The organism is Aromatoleum diolicum, assembly GCF_012910955.1.
Lineage (GTDB): Bacteria > Pseudomonadota > Gammaproteobacteria > Burkholderiales > Rhodocyclaceae > Aromatoleum > Aromatoleum diolicum.
The window spans coordinates 1-17,106 of the sequence record NZ_WTVQ01000045.1; the positions used below are offsets into that span (position 1 = coordinate 1).

The following is a 17,106-nucleotide window of genomic DNA, read 5'->3' on the forward strand; positions in this document are numbered from 1 at the left end:
GGCCGAACGGGTCAATGGCATTCTCAAGCAGGAATTCCTGCTCCAATTGCCCGACGATCTACACGAGGCTCGGCGCATGGTCAGTCAGTCTATCGCCATCTACAACACGGAACGGCCGCATTGCTCGATACAATTGAAAACGCCCGATGAGGTTCATCGGGCGTCTATGCAGGCCGGCCATTAGGCCGGCTTATCCGTCACAACAGGTGTCAACCTAATTCAGGACGGGTCACCGGGGGGGGGTGAATCCGGCGGTCGATAAGGGCGTCAGGCGTTTTCGGCCTTGTTCGCGCGCTTGCGCTCGTTTTCGGTCAGGTAACGCTTGCGCAGGCGGATCGACTTCGGCGTGATCTCGACGAGCTCGTCGTCGGCAATGAATTCGATCGCCGATTCGAGCGTGAGCTGGATCGCCGGGATCAGGCGCACGGCTTCGTCGGTGCCGGATGCGCGTACGTTGGTGAGCTGCTTGCCTTTGATCGGGTTCACGACCAAGTCGTTGTCGCGCGAGTGGATGCCGATGATCATGCCTTCGTACACCGGGTCGTTGTGCGTGACGAACATGCGGCCGCGGTCCTGCAGTTTCCATAGCGCGTAGGCCACGGCCTGGCCGTCGTCTTGCGAGATCAGCACGCCGTTGCGGCGCTCGCCCATCGCGCCAGCCATCGGGCCATAGTCGTCGAACACGTGGCTGGCGAGGCCGGTGCCGCGCGTCAGGGTCAGGAACTCGCCCTGGAAGCCGATCAGGCCACGGGCCGGGATGCGGTATTCGAGGCGGGTGCGGCCCTTGCCGTCGGACTGCATGTCCTGCAGTTCGCCGCGGCGGCGACCGAGTTCTTCCATCACGCCGCCCTGGTGCTCTTCCTCGACGTCGACGGTGAGCATTTCGTACGGTTCGCACTTCACGCCGTCGACCTCGCGGAACACCACGCGCGGACGACCGACGGCGAGTTCGAAGCCTTCGCGGCGCATGTTTTCGAGCAGGATCGTCAGGTGCAGTTCGCCACGGCCCGAGACCAGGAACACGTCCGAGTCGTTGGTGTATTCGACGCGCAGCGCAACGTTCTTGAGCAGTTCCTTTTCGAGGCGCTCGCGGATCTGGCGGCTCGTGACGAACTTGCCTTCGCGGCCGGCCAGCGGCGAGGAATTGACCATGAAGTTCATCGTCAGCGTCGGTTCATCGACGGCGATCGGCTTCATGCCTTCGAGGCGATCCGGATGGCAGATCGTGACGCCGATATTGACCTGGTCGATGCCCGACACGAGCACGATGTCGCCCGCTTCGGCGTAGTCGGCCTGGCTGCGTTCGAGCCCCTTGAAGGTCAGGATCTGGCCGATCTTGGCCTTGCCGCGATTTTCATCGCCGTACATCACGATGACTTCCTGGTTCGGACGGATGCTGCCGCGCTTGATGCGGCCGATGCCGAGCTGGCCGATGTAGGTCGAGTAGTCCAGCGAGCAGACCTGCAGCTGCAGCGGACCGTCGGCATCGACTTCGGGCTGCGGCACGTGTTCGAGAATCGCGTCGTACAGCGGCTTCATGTCGGTGCCCGGCTGGCTGGCGTCGAGCATCGCGTAGCCGTTCAGCGCGGAGGCGTAGACGACCGGGAAGTCGAGCTGTTCTTCGGTCGCGCCGAGCTTGTCGAACAGATCGAAGGTGTGGTTGATGACCCAGTCCGGACGGCTGCCCGGGCGGTCGATCTTGTTGATCACGACGATCGGCTTGAGGCCCAGTGCGAGCGCCTTGCGCGTGACGAAGCGGGTCTGCGGCATCGGGCCCTCGACCGCATCGACGAGCAGCAGTACGCCGTCGACCATCGACAGCACGCGCTCGACTTCGCCGCCGAAGTCGGCGTGTCCCGGGGTGTCGATGATGTTGATGTGGGTGTCGCCGTACTGCACCGCGCAGTTCTTGGCGAGAATCGTGATGCCGCGCTCTTTCTCAAGATCGTTGGAGTCCATCACCCGTTCGGTAACCTGCTGGTTCTCGCGGAAGGTGCCGGATTGGCGCAGGAGCTGGTCGACGAGCGTGGTCTTGCCGTGGTCGACGTGGGCGATGATGGCGATGTTGCGGATGGAGCGGGACATTTTGGTCCAGAAGTCTTTGAATAATCTTTAATTCTAACACGGCGTGCGGCGTCGCAGCATGCGTTGAAAGGGGCAAATTCTGCTCGTCGCGGGCGCTCCGCTGCGTCGCCGGAGCGGGCTTGAGCTGCGTGCTAGAATCGGCGCCGCTTTTTAAGGAGACAGGCTTCATGCTCGCAATCATTGGCGGCAGCGGACTCACCCAGCTCTCGACGCTCGAAATCACGCGGCGTGAAGTGGCTCGCACGCCCTACGGCGAACCGTCCGGTGCGCTCACCTTCGGCACACTGGCCGACCGGCCGGTGGTGTTTCTCGCGCGCCACGGCTATGGACACACGATCCCGCCGCATCAGGTGAACTATCGCGCGAACATCTGGGCGCTCAAGCAGGTGAAAGTCACCGCCATCGTGTCGGTCGCCTCGGTCGGGGGGATCCGTGAAGATTTCGGACCTGGTGTGCTGGTCGTCCCGAACCAGATCATCGATTACACCTGGGGTCGCAAGAGCACTTTCTTCGAAGGGGGCGAGGAGGCGGTCCATCACATCGACTTCACGCACCCGTACGACGAGCCGCTGCGCCAGCGCATTCTCGCTGCCGCCGCGACCGTCGGTGAGGCCATGTACGACGGTGGCGTGTATGCGGCCACACAGGGTCCGCGGCTTGAGACGGCAGCCGAGATCAACCGTTTCGAAGGTGACGGCGCTGATCTGGTCGGCATGACGGGGATGCCCGAGGCGTCGCTGGCGCGCGAATTGAATCTCCCTTACGCCGCCATCAACGTCGTTGCCAACTATGCGGCGGGGCGCGCTGCCAGCGAATCCGGCATCCAGTTCAGCAGCATCGAGGTGGTGCTCCAGGAGGCGATGATGCGCGTTCGGCGCGTCCTCGAGGAAGTCGTCAAGTCCTGAGCGAGCGAGGCGATGCGCTGTGCATCCGGTACTTCGGAACGTCGGAACGTGCTTACTTTCGCCGGTACGTTCCGACCAGTTCAACCTGTGCAAGGATGTGCCCGAGCATGGTTTTCTCGAGATCTGCCTTGGTCGGGCGGCCGAGGTCGGGAAGGACGACGTCGAGCGCATAGAGCTTGTGAAAGTAGCGATGACGCCCGATCGGCGGGCAGGGGCCGCCGTAACCGGTGCGCTTCCAGTCGTTGAGTCCTTCGCGGGTGCCGGGCGGTAGATCCGCTGCAGCGACGGCCTCCCCCAAGCCACCTGCGTGCGGCGGGATGTTGTAGAGAACCCAATGCACCCAGGTCATTTTGGGTGCGGCGGGGTCGGGGGCGTCGGGGTCGTCGACGATCAGCGCCAGGCTGCGCGTGCCGGCCGGAACGCCGCTCCAGGCGAGCGGCGGCGAGACGTTGATTGCGTCGCAGGTGTACGTGTCGGGAATCGCACCGTCGTGGTCGAATGCGTTGGAAGTCAGTCTCAGGCTCATGGTCGGGATCTCCTGTCGTCGGGTGACGGATTCCGCTGCAGTCTTTGGTCGACCGCGTCGGCGAGGGCGTGTAGCGGATCGGATACGGTAACCGGGTAGGGCGGTGCGGGGTCCAGTCCGCGCAGTGCCGCCGGCAATGCGCCAAGCTGGGTCGCGGCATGTTCGCGCACGGTGGTGAGTGCCGGTGTGGCGGCCAGTTGGCGGCCCGCCCGCATCACCGGCCGGAGTAGCGCCTCGCCCGGCGCGCGATCGTCCGCTGTGGTCAGCAGATCGCCGGTAACGCGGCCGTCCGCGTCGCGATGGCGATAGACCTGTTTGCGTCCGGGCCACGTGGCCTTGCCTTCGGAGCGCTTGCGTCGTGCTTGCCCGGCGTATTCCTGCAGTTTGTAGGCGCAGTCGAGATACGGGTAGTCGGCGGAGGTGTTCATGCGCGTGCCGACGCCGAAACCGTCGATCGGTGCGCCGGCAGCGACGAGGTCGCGCACGGCGTATTCGTCCAGATTGCCGCTGACGAATACGCGCACCGCGTTCAGTCCGCCGGCGTCGAGAATCGCGCGCACGCGCCGCGCCTGTTCACCAAGGTCGCCGCTGTCGATGCGCACGGCCTGGATCGTGATGCCGTCGGGGCGCAGGCGTTCGGCAAGCGCGACGAGTTTGTGTGCGGCGGCATCGGTATCGTAGGTGTCGATCAGCATCGTGTTCGCTGATGGCTGCGAGCGTGCGAAATGCTCGAAGGCGGCGACTTCGTCGTCGTGCGCCTGGATGAAGGAATGGGCCATCGTGCCGTATAGCGGGACGCCCCATTGCATGCCGGCGAGAACCGTCGCCGTGCCGCTGAAACCGGCGAGGTAGCTTGCGCGTGCCGACAGCAGGCCGGCCTCGGCGCCATGCGCGCGGCGCAAGCCAAAATCGACTAGCAGCCGGCCGGATGCGGCGAGCGCGCAGCGCGCGGCCTTCGATGCGACGAGGCTCTGGAATTGCAGCAGGTTGATGATGCGGCTCTCGACGAGTTGCGCCTGCGGTAGCGGGGCGGTGACGCGCAGGATCGGCTCGTCGGCGAAGAACACCGTGCCTTCGTCCATTGCGTCGACGTCGCCGGTGAAGCGCAGCGTCGCGAGCGAGTCGATGAAGCGCGGGTGGAAGCGGCCGCAGCCGGCGAGCCATTCGAGTTCCGCAGCGGAAAAGTGCAGCGCTTCGAGATAGTCCAGTACCTGTTCGAGCCCGGCCGCAATCAGGAAATTGCGCTTTTCGGGCAACTTGCGCACAAAGAACTCGAACGAGGCAGTCTCTGTCATGCCACCGTCGAAATAGGCCTGCAGCATCGTGAGCTGATAGAGATCGGTCAGGAGTGCGTGTTCCGGTGCGCGGGGCAGCGTCGTCATGGCCTCAGTCCGTAATCCGGCCGCTCGTGATCGCGATGGCGCCGCGGCGCTCCATCTCGGCAATCGCCCGCGCGCCGTCGCCGGGCAGGACGTCGACGGCGCGGATCGCGTCCGTCAGCAGCATCACTGCGTAGCCTTTCGCCAGTCCATCCGTGACGGTGTTGAGCACGCAGTAGTCGGTGGCGAGTCCGCCAACGAAGAGCCGCCGTGCGTGGGCCTGGTGGAGTAAATCGTCCAGTTCGGTGTTGCCGAACCCGGAATAGGCGTCAAGGTCGGCCGTGACGGCTTTGGAGACGATCGTGATTGCATCGGGCAGTGCGAGTGCCGGGGCGAATTCCGCGCCGGGGGTGTCTGCGACGCAGTGAGGTGGCCAGGGGCCGCCACGGTCGTGGAAGGAGCAATGGTCGCTCGGGTGCCAGTCACGGGTCGCGACGACAGGCAGGCCATGGCGCGTAAAGCGGTCGATGAGCCGCTGCAGCGGCACCAGAACCTCGTCGCCGTGGGGCACGGGGAGGCTGCCGCCCGGGAGAAAATCCTTCTGGACGTCGACGAGGATCAGGGCGTCGCCAGCCCGCAAGTCGATGCGTCCGATACTGCCTTCCATGGCGCGTCTCCGGTGTTCTGCCTTCCTTACTTTAGACCGCCATCGCGCTCCTGCCTCCGTGGCGGGGTGCCATCGTCGTGTTTTCGGTGGGACTTTCCTGATCCGAACTGCTCGCGCAGGGCAGCGAGTTCGGCGAGCCGTGTCTCGATGCGGTGATTCACCGTGCCCGCGGGGAGTGCCCCGCTGTTGTCGGGCTCGCCCGCGGCGATACCGGTCAGCAGGGTGATTGCCTGGTCGACCACGGAGACCGCGTACACATGGAAGCGACCGGCCGCCGCGGCTTCGACCACGTCGTCGCGCAGCATCAGGTGCTTGACGTTGGCGAGCGGGATCAGTACTCCCTGATCGCCGGTGAGGCCGCGCGCCCTGCAGGTGTCGAAGAAGCCCTCGATCTTCTCGTTCACCCCGCCGATTGCCTGCACTTGGCCGTGCTGGTTCACCGAGCCTGTCACTGCGAGCGACTGACGGATCGGCAGGCCGGAAAGGGCCGACAGCAGGGTGCACAGTTCGGCGAGTGACGCGCTGTCGCCCTCGACGGGACCATAGGACTGTTCGAACACGAGACTCGCCGACAGCGACAGCGGCCGGTTTTGTGCATAGCGCGACGCAAGGAAGGCCGACAGGATCATCACGCCTTTGGAATGCAGCGACCGGCCAAGTTCGGCCTTGCGCTCGATGTCGATGACGTCGCCGTCGCCGAGGCGCGCGGTGGCGGTGATGCGCATCGGGCGGCCGAACATGAAGTCGCCCAGATCGATCACGGCGAGGCCGTTGACCTGCGCGACCTGGGTGCCGGTGGTGGAGATCAGCAGGGTTTCGCGCAGTACGGCGTCGTGCACCGTGTCGCGCAGGCGGTCGGCGCGGCGGATCCGCGCGGCGAGGGCGCCATCGACGTCCTCGCGCAGCACCGAGCTTCGTCCGGCCTTGCCGGCGAGGTGGTCGGCCTCGCGGAGCAGGTCGCCGAGTTCGCGCGTGCGAGTGGATAGTTTGCCGCCGTCCTCGGCAAGGCGTGCGCTGTGCTCCACGAGGCGCCCGGCTGCGCTGCGCTCGAATGGCCGCAGCGAGTGTCGGCGTGCCACCGATGCCAGCATGCGGAGGTAGTGCCGGGTGTTTTCGGCGTTGCGTTCGACTACATCTTCGAAATCGGCGGCAATCTTGAAGAGTTCCGCGAACTCGGGGTCGAGCGCTTTCAGCAGGTAATAGTGTACGCGCTGACCGACGAGGATCAGCTTGACCGAGAGCGGAATCGGTTCGGGTTTCGAGCGGCAGTGCGCCGGCCCAGCCGAATACCTGCGCGAGTGACTCGATGCGGATCTGGCGGGATTTCAGCGAGCGTTTCAGGCCTTCCCAGGCGTAGGGCTGGGTCAGGACCTTTTCGGCGTCGAGCATCAGGTAGCCGCCGTTCGCACGGTGCAGGGCGCCGGGTTTGATCAGCGTGAAGTTGGTGACCAATGTGCCCATGTGCGCGATGTGATCGACTCGGCCGACGAGGTTCGGATAGGTCGGATGGTCTTCGAACACCAGTGGGGCCGTCGCGCAGGCGTCCTGATCGACGAGCAGGTTCACCTGGTACCGCTGTGCCGAGATGCCGCCCTCGGAGGCTGCCGCGGAGTCGGATTTCGCGGCCTGATCGCGCAGTTCCTGCCCGACCTCGACGACGTCGCGCAGCACGGCGTCGAGGAAGGATTGCACCGGCGGCAGTTCGGCGTGGCGTTCCTTCAGCTCCACGATCAGGTGTCCCACCGCAAGTTCCAGCGCGTCGCGGCTGGCGTCGCGCAAGCGTGCCTGCATCTCGCGCCGCCAGCGCGGGAATTGTTGCAGCAGTTTGTGCAAGCGCTCGCGCAGCACCCCGATCAGGCCGCTGATGCGTTCGCGCTCGTCGTCCGGTAGCGCGGCGAAGGCTTCTGGATCGAGGCTTTCTTCGCCCTTCATCGGCACGAACGCAAATCCCTGCGGGGTGCGCAGGAATGCCACGCCCTGCTCGACGGCCGAATCGCCTAGGTCGCGCAGCGCGGCTTCCTCGCGCTGCTTGAACTCGTCCTGGATGGCCTCGACGCGTGCGCGGTATTCCTCGCTGTCGAAGCCCGCGGCGATCGCCTGGCCGAGTTCCGAGACGAATTGCTGCATGTCGTCACGCAGTTGTGCGCCGCGGCCGGCGGGCAACTGCAGTGCGTGGGGACGGTTAGGTTCGGCGAAATTGTTGATGTAGCACCAGTCGCCCGGCGATGGTCGGGTCGCCGCATGCGCCTCGAGCAGGTGGTGCGCCGCACCGTGGCGGTTACTGCCTGGTTCGCCGAGGACGAAGAGGTTGTAGCCGGGGGCATCGATCTCGATTGCCAGCCTGACCGCGTCCACCGCGCGTGCCTGGCCGAAGACTTCATCCGGCTCGGGAAGCGTCTCGGTGGACTCGAAATCGAGAAGTTCAGGGTCGCAGCGAGTGCACAGCAGATGCGGTTCGAGCGGAGGGAGTTCGGGCATGGTCACGGTTCTCCTGCATCCAGAAACGGGCGTGGCCACGGAGACACCGCACATCGGCTGACCGCGTGCTTCATCGGTCGCGTGGCAGGTCCGAATTTGTGGCAACGCTGTAATCGACCCGGGCCGCCGTGTGGCCGACGGTTTCGTTTCGGCCACGACCGCGCGAATATTCGTTCCGGATTCCCAGGACTTCATTCGTGATTAGACTGGATGACGAAGGTCTTGGCGAGTCATTTGTTTTGACGACCGTGTGCCGTGCCGACCGCATCGGGAGTGCAGGGGGCAAGGACACGTATCCGCGAGAATCCAGTGGAACAAAATAGTACCGGCAAAGTCCTAGATTAAGACAAGGACAGGGCGATGTTGAGACTGAGCAAACTGGGTGACTACGGCACGGTGATGATGGCGCACATGGCGCGCGAGCCGTCGCGTGTATTCAGTGCCGCCGAAGTCGCGGCCGCAGTCGGTGTAGGCCTGCCGACGGTCAGCAAGCTGTTGAAGATACTGGCTCGCAACGGTCTGCTCGTCTCGCATCGCGGTACCAAGGGCGGCTACACGCTGGCACGGTCGCCGGGCGAGATTTCGATCGCGCAGATCATCGATGCGGTCGAGGGCACGGTCGGCATGACCGAATGTAGCGTGACCGTCGGCCTCTGTGCGCAGGAGCCAAGGTGCCTGGCGCGCGGGAGCTGGTTGCGGATCAATCAGGTCGTCCGCAGTGCGCTCGAAGGGGTGAGACTGGCCGAATTCGCCCAGCCGGTAGCGACCCGCATTGATCTGCGGGTGATGCATGCAGGCAGGCGGTTCGACGCTGCAGACTGAACACGGAGGATGTCAGGATGGGAAACCAGGCCGTGCAACTCGATGAACTGATCAGTCAGGACTATCGCCACGGCTTTTACACGCCGATGGAGGTGGACGCGCTCCCGCACGGGCTCTCCGAGGACGTCATCCGCATGATCTCGGCGAAGAAGAAGGAACCGGAGTTCATGCTCGAGTGGCGCCTGAAGGCCTTCCGTCACTGGCTGACGATGACGGAGCCGCACTGGGCGACGGTGCGCCATCCGCCGATCGACTACCAGGATATCGTGTATTACTCGGCGCCGCGCTCGCAGCAGGACGGGCCCCAGAGCCTCGCCGACGTTGATCCGGAACTGCTGCGCACCTACGAGAAGCTCGGTGTGCCGCTGCACGAGCGTGAACTGCTCGCGGGTGTGGCGGTGGACGCCGTGTTCGACAGCGTGTCGGTGGCGACGACGTTCAAGGCGAAACTCGGCGAACTGGGCATCATCTTCTGCTCGTTCTCCGAGGCGGTGCAGAACCACCCGGATCTCGTGCGGCAGTACCTCGGCTCGGTCGTGCCGTATACGGACAACTTCTTCGCGACGCTGAATTCGGCGGTGTTCTCGGACGGCTCGTTCTGCTACATCCCGCCCGGCGTGCGCTGCCCGATGGAGCTGTCGACGTACTTCCGCATCAATGCGAAGAACACCGGGCAGTTCGAGCGCACGCTGATCATCGCCGACCGCGGTGCCTACGTGAGCTACCTCGAAGGCTGCACCGCGCCGATGCGCGACGAGAACCAGCTGCACGCGGCGGTGGTCGAGCTGATCGCCCTCGAAGGCGCGCAGATCAAGTATTCGACCGTGCAGAACTGGTATCCCGGTGACAAGGACGGCAAGGGCGGCATCTACAATTTCGTTACCAAGCGCGGCGATTGTCGCGAGGCGAATTCCAAGATCTCGTGGACCCAGGTCGAGACCGGCTCGGCGATCACGTGGAAGTATCCGAGCGTGATCCTGCAGGGCGACAACTCGGTTGGCGAGTTCCATTCGGTGGCGCTGACGAACCATTACCAGCAGGCCGATACCGGCACGAAGATGATCCACCTCGGGCGCAATACGCGCAGCACGATCCTGTCGAAAGGCATTTCGGCGGGCCACGGCAGCAACGCCTACCGCGGACTGGTGAAGGTCGCCAAGAGCGCCGTCGGTGCGCGCAACTACACGCAGTGCGACTCGCTGCTGCTTGGCGACCGTTGCGCGGCACATACCTTCCCGTACATCGAGGTGAAGAACGCAAGCGCACGTGTCGAACACGAGGCGTCGACCTCGCGCATCGGCGAGGATCAGCTGTTTTACTGCCAGAGCCGCGGCATCAGTGCCGAGGACGCGGTATCGCTGATCGTCAGCGGCTTCTGCAAGGAAGTGTTCAAGCAGTTGCCGATGGAGTTCGCGGTGGAAGCGCAGAAGCTGCTGGGCGTGAGCCTCGAAGGTGCCATCGGTTAAGTGTTGAAGGGGGAGTCGACATGCTGGAGATCCGCAACCTGCACGTGACCGTCGATGACAAGCCGATCCTGCGCGGCCTCGATCTGACCGTGATGGCGGGCGAGGTGCACGCGATCATGGGGCCGAACGGCTCGGGCAAGAGCACGCTGGCGCATGTGCTCGCCGGGCGCGAAGGCTATGTCGTGACCGCGGGAGAGATCCTTTACCTGGGCAAGAACCTGCTCGAACTGGCGCCGGAAGAGCGCGCGCGCGAAGGCATCTTTCTCGCATTCCAGTATCCGGTCGAGATTCCGGGGGTCGCCAACATCTACCTGCTGAAGGCGGCGGTGAATGCGGTGCGCCGGCACCGTGGCGAGCAGGAACTGGACGCGATGGACTTCCTGGTGCTGGTCAAGGAGAAGTTCCGGTTGATGGATATGGACGAGAGCCTGCTGTATCGCGCGGTGAACGAGGGTTTTTCGGGCGGCGAGAAGAAGCGCAACGAGATCCTGCAGATGGCGGTGCTCGAGCCGCGCCTGGCGATTCTCGACGAGACCGACTCGGGGCTCGACATTGATGCGCTGAAGGTCGTCGCGAACGGTGTCGAAGCAATGCGTGACCCCGACCGGGCGATCATTCTGGTGACGCACTATCAGCGTCTGCTCGACCACATCCGCCCGGATCGCGTGCATGTGCTGGCGCAGGGGCGTATCGCGCTGTCGGGCGGACCCGAGCTGGCGCAGGAGCTGGAGCGCCGCGGTTACGGCTGGGTTGAGGCCGAGGCGCAGAAGATGGCCGGGGCGGGAGCGCAGTGATGACGAACGGCACACGCGGTCCTTTCGTGAACGGGGTTCTTGCGCGCTTCGCCGAAGAGCATGAAGGATTGCCCGGCGCCGCGTTGCCGTGGCTTCGGCGGGTACGCAGCGATGCGATCGGGCGTTTCGCCGAACTCGGACTACCGACGACGCGGCATGAGGACTGGAAATACACCAGCGTTGCCGCGATCGAGCGACGGGCCTTCGACACACCGTTCGATGCGTCGTCCAACGGCCTGGCCGAACGCGCGCTTGCGCGCCACGCCCTCGATGGTACGCACCGGCTGGTGTTCGTCGATGGCCGTTACGCACCGGGTTTGTCGCGACTCGACACGCTGCCGGCGGGCGCGCAGGTCGGCAGCCTCGCCGCTGCGATCGCTGCGCGGCCGGATCGGCTGGAGGATCTCTTCGTGGCCGATGACGAGGCGCCAGCGAATGGCTTCACGACGCTGAACTCGGCGCTGTGGGCTGACGGTGCGTGGATCGACCTTGCGCCCGGCGTCGTACTCGACATGCCGATCCACCTGTTGTTCATCACGACGCGCAACGACCTCGCGAGCTTCCCGCGCAATCTTGTCCGCGCCGGCGCCGAGGCGGGCGTGACGCTGATCGAGCATCACGCGGGGCCGGACGATGCGAGCTATTTCACCGATGCAGTGACGCGGATCGTGCTCGGGAAGGGCGCGCGCGTCGCCCATGCCAAGCTGCAGCAGGAAGGCCGGCGGAGTTTTCACATCGCCGCGATTCACGCCGAGCAGGCGCAGGACAGCCGCTTCGGCTCGCACGCCTTCGCGTTCGGCGGCCAGCTCGCGCGCAGCGAAATCGCGACGCGGCTCGGTGCCGAGGACTGCGAGGCGAAGCTCGTCGGCCTGTATGTCGGCAGTGGTCGGCAACATATCGATCACCATACCTGCATCGATCATGCGCAGCCGCGCGGAACCAGCCGTGAGGTCTACAAAGGCGTGCTCGACGGGGCCGCGCGCGCCGTATTCAACGGCCGGGTGATCGTGCGCCCGGATGCGCAGCAGACCGATGCGCAGCAGTCGAACCGCAACCTGTTGCTGTCGGACAGCGCCGAGGTTGATACCAAACCGCAACTGGAGATCTGGGCCGACGACGTGAAATGCGCGCACGGCGCCACCGTTGGCCAGCTCGATGCCGACCAGCTCCATTACCTGCGGTCGCGGGGAATCGATGAGGCGGCTGCCCGTTCGTTGCTGATCCGCGCGTTTGCGGCGGATACGCTGGAGGGTATTGAGCATGCGGCGCTGCGCGCGCGGCTTGAATCGCTGTTGCCGGGGGGCTTGCCCGAGGCGGCGTGAGAATCGACGAAAATGCGGCGGGGAAACAGTCATGCACAACAGCAGGGTTGAACTGGGGCTCTTGGGTAGTGCGACGGGAACGGAATCATCTGAGCTCGCGGTGGTCTTCGCGCGGCTACGAGCCGACTTCCCGATTTTCGAGCGCATGGTGCATGGCAAGCCGCTCGTCTATCTCGACAACGGCGCCACCAGCCAGAAGCCCCACTGCGTGATCGAAGCGGAGGCGCATTACTACGCCCGCCTCAACGCCAACGTGCATCGCGGCGTACATCGGCTGAGCCAGGAGGCGACGGATGCGTATGAAGGCGCACGCGACATCGTGCAGCGCTTTGTGAATGCCGCGCAGCGCGAGGAGATCGTGTTCGTGCGCGGTACCACCGAGGCGATCAACCTGGTCGCGAACAGCTATGGCGTGCGGTTCAAACCCGGTGACGAGATCCTCATCACCGGCATGGAACACCATTCGAACATCGTGCCGTGGCAGCTCGCCTGCGAACGGACGGGCGCGGTGCTGCGGGTCGCGCCGGTGAATGACCGTGGCGAGCTGATCGTTGAGGAATTCGCACGCCTGCTCGGGCCGCGCACCCGCTTCGTCGCGGTAACGCATGTGTCGAACGCGTTGGGTACGATCAACCCGGTGCGCGAACTCGTCGCAATGGCGCATGAATGCGGGGTGCCGGTGCTGGTGGACGGCGCGCAGGCGGTGCCGCATATCGCCGTCGATGTGCAGGCGCTCGACTGCGACTTCTATGCGTTCTCCGGCCACAAGCTGTACGGGCCGACGGGCATCGGTGTGCTGTACGGCAAGTCGGCATTGCTCGACGCGATGCCGCCTTGGCAGGGCGGCGGCGACATGATCCGCGAGGTGAGCTTCGCGGGCATGACCTGGAACGACCTGCCGTACAAGTTCGAGGCCGGTACGCCTAACATCGCCGGCGCGATCGGGCTCGGCGCAGCGATCCGCTATCTGTCGGACATCGGTTTCGACCGTGTCGCCGCGCACGAACGCGCACTGCTCGCGTATGCCACGGAACAGGCCCAAACGATACCGGGACTGCGCATGATCGGCACCGCGCGCGACAAGGCGGCGATCGTGTCCTTTGTGCTGGAGGACGTCCACGCGCACGACGTCGGCACGATTCTCGACCTTGAAGGGGTCGCAGTGCGCACCGGGCATCACTGCGCGATGCCGCTGATGGCGCGCTTCGGCGTGCCGGCGACGGTGCGTGCATCGTTTGCGCTGTACAACACGCAGGAGGAAGTCGACGCCCTGTTCGCTGCGCTGCACAAGGTACGGGAGATCTTTCACCATGCCTGATCTGCGTGACCTGTACCAGGAAGTCATCATCGATCACGGCCGCCGACCGCGCAATTTCGGCGCGCTGGCGGACGCGAATCGGCGCGCGGAGGGTTTCAATCCGCTGTGCGGCGACAAGATCACGCTGTATCTGAAAACCCGCGACGGCCTCATCGAGGACTTGCGTTTCGAAGGTGCCGGTTGCGCGATTTCCACTGCGTCGGCTTCGCTGATGTGCGAGGCACTCAAGGGCAGGACCGAAGCGGAAGCGGCTGCACTGTTCGACGGTTTCCATGCTCTGGTGACCGGACACGCGACGGAGCCGGGCAGGGCTGCGGGCGGTGTCCCGCTCGGCAAGCTCGAGGCGCTCGCTGGCGTTGCCGAATTCCCGACGCGGGTGAAGTGCGCGACGCTCGCGTGGCACACGCTGCGCGCGGCGCTGCATGGCGACGCGGTGCCGGTGTCGACGGAAAGTTGAGCGGAGGAATGAGCGATGAGCATCTTCGACTGGTTGCATCGTGCCGAGACGACAGCCGCGCCGCCGGACCGGGAGGCCGCGGAGGACGGTCTGCGCGCCGAGGTGATCGCGGCCTTGCGCACGGTTTACGACCCCGAAATCCCGGTCAATATCTACGATCTGGGACTGATCTACGGACTCGACGTGGACGCGGCGGCGGGCAAGGTTTCGATCCGCATGACCCTGACCGCGCCGGGCTGCCCGGTGGCGGCGACCTTTCCGGGTACTGTCGAGCGGGCCGTGCAGGCGGTCGACGGGGTGCGCGAGGCCCACGTCGAACTGGTGTGGGAGCCACCGTGGTCGCGTGAGCTCATGAGCGAAATCGCGCTGCTGGAACTCGGGCTGATCTGAAAATGGCGCAGTGGCTGAATGTCGCCGCGGTGGATGATTTTCCCGACGGTACGGTACGGGTTGTCGCGCTGGACGACGGTCGCGAGGTTGCGGTATTCAACGTCGGCGGGCGTTATTACGCGATCGAGGACCGCTGCAGCCATGAGGAGGAATGCCTTTCCTGGGGCGTGACCGAAGGCGAGGAGATCGTCTGCCCGCGGCACGGCGCGCACTTCTCGCTGGTCACCGGCGCGGCTTTGTCGCCACCTGCCTATGAGCCTGTCGCGACTTTCCCGGTGAGGGTGGAAGGGGGCATCGTCCAGCTCGATGGCAAGCCGACGGACTGAGGTCTGTTCGGCGCATGCAGCCCTGTGTGCCGAAATTCAGTCGAGCAGCGGCACGGTTGCCTTGCGCCGCTGCACATAGCGCAGGAGTTCAGCCGGTGGCACCGGCGGGCTGAAGTAGAAACCCTGCATGACCTGGCAGCCATGCGCCTTGAGCGCGTTGAGCTGGTATTCGGTTTCGACCCCTTCTGCGAGGACATTGAGTCCGAAGCCACGGGCAATGCCGACGATGGCACTGATCACCGGGGAGGAGCGCCCGGTGCTGTCGAGGTCGCGCACGAAGGACTGGTCGATCTTGACGGTGTTGATGGGGAAACGCCGCAGATAATTCAGGGACGAATAGCGGGTGCCGAAATCGTCGATCGAGATATGAATGCCGTGTTTGCGGAGTTCGTGGACCTTGGCGATCACGCACTCCGCATCGTCCATCAAGAGGTTTTCGGTGATTTCGATTTCGATGTTGCCCGGTGGCAGGCGATAGGCCTGAATCGGCTTCAGGATGCGCTCGACGATATCCGCACGCTTGAATTCGAGCGGCGAGATGTTGATCGCGAGTCGGATGTCGTGGATGCCGTGCTGCGCCCAGGATGCCAGTTGGCGGCAGCTTTCGTGGAGTACCCAATCGCTGATCGCAAAGATCAGCCCGCCTTCTTCGGCCAGCGGAATGAAGGTATTCGGACCGAGCAGGCCGCGCTCCGGGTGCTCCCAGCGGATCAGCGCCTCCACACCGGTGACGCGTCCTTCGACGATATCGACCTGCGGTTGATAGTGCAGAGTGAACTGTTCCTGTTCGAGCGCGACGCGCAGTTCGTTATCCAGATCGACCCGTTCGACGTGGTTGCGGCTCATTTCCGGGGTGTAGCGCAGATATCCGTTTTTTCCCCGCGCCTTGATCTGGTACATGGCGATGTCGGCATTGCGCAGCAGCAGGTCGGGGGTGTCGCCATCATCCGGGTACACGGCAATGCCCAGGCTCGCGGTGGTGCGGAAATCGCGCCCGCCAACGGTGAACGGGGGCTTGAGTGCGGCATTGATTTTCTCTGCGATGGTGGTGATTGCGTCGGTGTCGGCGATGTCCGGCAGCAGTACCGTGAATTCATCGCCGCCCTGGCGTGACATCGTGTCGCCAGCGCGCAGGCAGTCACGCACGCGGCGCGCGAAGCCCTTCAGCAGTTCATCGCCTTCGAGGTGGCCATAGGTGTCGTTGACCAGTTTGAAGCGATCCAGGTCGATGTACATCAGTCCGACACGCTCGCCACGTCGCTTGGCCTGATTGATCGCGAGTTCGAGACGGTCGCGGAAAAGAACCCGGTTGGGCAGGCCGGTCAGAAGGTCGTGGAAGGCCTGGAAACTGATGGTTTCCTCGGCGCGCTTGCGTTCGGTGATGTCGCGCAGGACTCCGGCCGTGCCGATGAAACGCCGGGACTCTTCGTCGTCGTCTCGGTAGATGCCTTGTGAGCTGAGGATGGCGACGATCGTCCGGCTTTCGAAATTCCGCACGTCGAGGTTGCGGCAGCGCAACCGGATTTCGTGGTTGGTGGTCGCCCGGTCGCCCACGCGTCGTTCGGCGAAGGCGAAGCCGGCCTGTTCGAGATCCGCGGGGTGGACGATGGTGGAATAGTGCTTGCCGATCAGTTCATTGCGCTTGTAGCCCAACAGCGTTTCGATGCGATTGTTGATGAAGACGAAATGTCCGTTCGGATCGAGCGTGTAGATGATGTCCGGCGAGTGTTCAACCAGAAAACGGTGCAGACGTTCGGATTGCTCCAGTCGGGCCGTCATCAGCGCGTGCTCGCGTTCGAGTTTGCGCCGGCTGAGGGCCTTGTCGACAGTTCGGATGAGATCGTCGGGGTTGGCCTGCTTGCGTATGAATTCGCAGGCTCCGCGTCGCAGCGCCAGAATCGCCGATTCAATCGCCTCGTCGGCGCTGAATACGATGACCGTGGCGCTGATGTGATTGGGTTCCATCCATGCCATGATTTCCGTCCCGTGCATGTCGGGCAGGTTCAGGTCGAGGATCAGAACGTCAATGTTGCGTTGGGCGAGACACGTGATGGCTTCAGCCCCGGTGCTGCAGGTGAGGATTTCGCGCCCCGCACGGGCCAGCAGGGAGCCAAAGGCCTGCCGGATGCGCGGTTCGTCATCGACGATAAGCAGGCGGTCGGTACGTGGCACGGTCTGATCGAGTTCGCCCGAAAAAATGCGGCGGCTTATCTCCATCATGTTGACTCCTG

The 17,106-nt window shown here is 64.4% G+C and carries 17 protein-coding genes and 2 pseudogenes; 11 read left to right on the top strand and 8 right to left on the bottom strand.

The window, feature by feature from the left end; translation table 11 throughout:
* On the top strand, positions 1–184 hold a 184-nt coding region (locus GPA25_RS19520), incomplete at its 5' end, for an integrase core domain-containing protein (protein ID WP_169262076.1).
* Positions 185–267: 83 nt separating this feature from the next.
* Here the strand turns inward: GPA25_RS19520 and typA are convergent.
* Positions 268–2,085 (bottom strand): translational GTPase TypA, encoded by a 1,818-nt coding sequence (gene typA, locus GPA25_RS19525; protein ID WP_169262077.1) that lies wholly within the window; start codon positions 2,083–2,085, stop codon positions 268–270.
* Positions 2,086–2,252: 167 nt separating this feature from the next.
* Here typA and GPA25_RS19530 point away from each other — a divergent pair, with 167 nt between their 5' ends.
* On the top strand, positions 2,253–2,990 hold the full coding sequence (locus GPA25_RS19530; protein WP_169262078.1) for an S-methyl-5'-thioinosine phosphorylase: 738 nt from the start codon (positions 2,253–2,255) through the stop codon (positions 2,988–2,990).
* 52 nt (positions 2,991–3,042) lie between these two features.
* Here the strand turns inward: GPA25_RS19530 and GPA25_RS19535 are convergent, their stop codons facing one another.
* The 6 genes and pseudogenes from GPA25_RS19535 to GPA25_RS24065 all read right to left on the bottom strand — a co-directional run.
* Entirely contained in the window at positions 3,043–3,516 is a 474-nt protein-coding gene (locus GPA25_RS19535) for a YbhB/YbcL family Raf kinase inhibitor-like protein (protein WP_169262079.1), read from the bottom strand.
* Positions 3,513–4,898, bottom strand: coding sequence for a nicotinate phosphoribosyltransferase (locus GPA25_RS19540; protein ID WP_169262080.1), 1,386 nt, complete (start codon positions 4,896–4,898; stop codon positions 3,513–3,515). The genes GPA25_RS19535 and GPA25_RS19540 overlap by 4 nt, the downstream gene beginning before the upstream one ends.
* Positions 4,899–4,902: 4 nt before the next feature.
* On the bottom strand, positions 4,903–5,502 hold the full coding sequence (locus GPA25_RS19545; RefSeq protein ID WP_169262081.1) for an isochorismatase family protein: 600 nt from the start codon (positions 5,500–5,502) through the stop codon (positions 4,903–4,905).
* A 26-nt stretch (positions 5,503–5,528) separates the two neighbouring features.
* Positions 5,529–6,593: a Lon-insertion domain-containing protein gene (locus GPA25_RS24060; RefSeq protein WP_343035014.1), complete on the bottom strand. Its 1,065-nt coding sequence runs from the start codon at positions 6,591–6,593 to the stop codon at positions 5,529–5,531.
* Positions 6,594–6,695: 102 nt separating this feature from the next.
* Positions 6,696–6,749, bottom strand: a pseudogene (locus GPA25_RS24325) (hypothetical protein); the annotation flags it as partial.
* Between the two features lie 73 nt (positions 6,750–6,822).
* Positions 6,823–7,707: pseudogene (locus GPA25_RS24065) on the bottom strand (AAA family ATPase); the annotation flags it as partial.
* Here GPA25_RS24065 and GPA25_RS24330 point away from each other — a divergent pair.
* From GPA25_RS24330 to GPA25_RS19590, 9 genes are all read left to right on the top strand, one after another.
* Positions 7,621–8,181, top strand: coding sequence for a hypothetical protein (locus GPA25_RS24330; protein WP_343035015.1), 561 nt, complete (start codon positions 7,621–7,623; stop codon positions 8,179–8,181). The pseudogene GPA25_RS24065 and the gene GPA25_RS24330 sit on opposite strands and share 87 nt — an antisense overlap.
* Positions 8,182–8,340: 159 nt before the next feature.
* The gene (locus GPA25_RS19555; protein ID WP_169262082.1) at positions 8,341–8,802 is read left to right on the top strand and encodes an SUF system Fe-S cluster assembly regulator; all 462 of its coding nucleotides are present in this window, start codon (positions 8,341–8,343) and stop codon (positions 8,800–8,802) included.
* Between the two features lie 17 nt (positions 8,803–8,819).
* Positions 8,820–10,268 carry a Fe-S cluster assembly protein SufB gene (gene sufB / locus GPA25_RS19560; RefSeq protein WP_169262083.1) on the top strand — a complete coding sequence of 483 codons (1,449 nt, stop codon included), beginning with the start codon at positions 8,820–8,822 and terminating at the stop codon, positions 10,266–10,268.
* A 20-nt stretch (positions 10,269–10,288) separates the two neighbouring features.
* Entirely contained in the window at positions 10,289–11,062 is a 774-nt protein-coding gene (gene sufC / locus GPA25_RS19565; RefSeq protein ID WP_169262084.1) for a Fe-S cluster assembly ATPase SufC, read from the top strand.
* A complete protein-coding gene (sufD, locus tag GPA25_RS19570) occupies positions 11,062–12,384 on the top strand; it encodes a Fe-S cluster assembly protein SufD (RefSeq protein ID WP_169262085.1) in 1,323 nt (440 codons plus the stop codon). The genes sufC and sufD overlap by 1 nt, the downstream gene beginning before the upstream one ends.
* Positions 12,385–12,415: 31 nt before the next feature.
* Entirely contained in the window at positions 12,416–13,702 is a 1,287-nt protein-coding gene (locus tag GPA25_RS19575) for a SufS family cysteine desulfurase (RefSeq protein ID WP_169262086.1), read from the top strand.
* Complete coding sequence (gene sufU, locus GPA25_RS19580) at positions 13,695–14,159, top strand: Fe-S cluster assembly sulfur transfer protein SufU (protein ID WP_169262087.1); 465 nt, start codon at positions 13,695–13,697, stop codon at positions 14,157–14,159. The genes GPA25_RS19575 and sufU overlap by 8 nt, the downstream gene beginning before the upstream one ends.
* Before the next feature lie 15 nt (positions 14,160–14,174).
* The gene (locus tag GPA25_RS19585; protein WP_169262088.1) at positions 14,175–14,549 is read left to right on the top strand and encodes a DUF59 domain-containing protein; all 375 of its coding nucleotides are present in this window, start codon (positions 14,175–14,177) and stop codon (positions 14,547–14,549) included.
* Between the two features lie 2 nt (positions 14,550–14,551).
* A complete protein-coding gene (locus GPA25_RS19590) occupies positions 14,552–14,875 on the top strand; it encodes a Rieske (2Fe-2S) protein (RefSeq protein WP_169262089.1) in 324 nt (107 codons plus the stop codon).
* A 36-nt stretch (positions 14,876–14,911) separates the two neighbouring features.
* Here GPA25_RS19590 and GPA25_RS19595 read toward each other — a convergent pair whose 3' ends face one another.
* On the bottom strand, positions 14,912–17,095 hold the full coding sequence (locus tag GPA25_RS19595; RefSeq protein WP_246265895.1) for a putative bifunctional diguanylate cyclase/phosphodiesterase: 2,184 nt from the start codon (positions 17,093–17,095) through the stop codon (positions 14,912–14,914).
* Positions 17,096–17,106: the final 11 nt, after the last annotated feature.

What these genes read in the sequence shown, in the direction of transcription:
- sufU (WP_169262087.1), top strand. Translation starts at nt 13,695, where the DNA reads ATGCCTGATCTGCGTGACCTGTACCAGGAAGTCATCATCGATCACGGC.
- sufD (WP_169262085.1), top strand. Translation starts at nt 11,062, where the DNA reads ATGACGAACGGCACACGCGGTCCTTTCGTGAACGGGGTTCTTGCGCGC.
- GPA25_RS24060 (WP_343035014.1), bottom strand. Translation starts at nt 6,593, where the DNA reads ATGCTGGCATCGGTGGCACGCCGACACTCGCTGCGGCCATTCGAGCGC.
- typA (WP_169262077.1), bottom strand. Translation starts at nt 2,085, where the DNA reads ATGTCCCGCTCCATCCGCAACATCGCCATCATCGCCCACGTCGACCAC.
- GPA25_RS19545 (WP_169262081.1), bottom strand. Translation starts at nt 5,502, where the DNA reads ATGGAAGGCAGTATCGGACGCATCGACTTGCGGGCTGGCGACGCCCTG.
- GPA25_RS19535 (WP_169262079.1), bottom strand. Translation starts at nt 3,516, where the DNA reads ATGAGCCTGAGACTGACTTCCAACGCATTCGACCACGACGGTGCGATT.
- GPA25_RS19555 (WP_169262082.1), top strand. Translation starts at nt 8,341, where the DNA reads ATGTTGAGACTGAGCAAACTGGGTGACTACGGCACGGTGATGATGGCG.
- GPA25_RS19530 (WP_169262078.1), top strand. Translation starts at nt 2,253, where the DNA reads ATGCTCGCAATCATTGGCGGCAGCGGACTCACCCAGCTCTCGACGCTC.
- GPA25_RS19590 (WP_169262089.1), top strand. Translation starts at nt 14,552, where the DNA reads ATGGCGCAGTGGCTGAATGTCGCCGCGGTGGATGATTTTCCCGACGGT.
- sufB (WP_169262083.1), top strand. Translation starts at nt 8,820, where the DNA reads ATGGGAAACCAGGCCGTGCAACTCGATGAACTGATCAGTCAGGACTAT.
- GPA25_RS19575 (WP_169262086.1), top strand. Translation starts at nt 12,416, where the DNA reads ATGCACAACAGCAGGGTTGAACTGGGGCTCTTGGGTAGTGCGACGGGA.
- GPA25_RS19540 (WP_169262080.1), bottom strand. Translation starts at nt 4,898, where the DNA reads ATGACGACGCTGCCCCGCGCACCGGAACACGCACTCCTGACCGATCTC.
- GPA25_RS19595 (WP_246265895.1), bottom strand. Translation starts at nt 17,095, where the DNA reads ATGATGGAGATAAGCCGCCGCATTTTTTCGGGCGAACTCGATCAGACC.
- sufC (WP_169262084.1), top strand. Translation starts at nt 10,289, where the DNA reads ATGCTGGAGATCCGCAACCTGCACGTGACCGTCGATGACAAGCCGATC.
- GPA25_RS19585 (WP_169262088.1), top strand. Translation starts at nt 14,175, where the DNA reads ATGAGCATCTTCGACTGGTTGCATCGTGCCGAGACGACAGCCGCGCCG.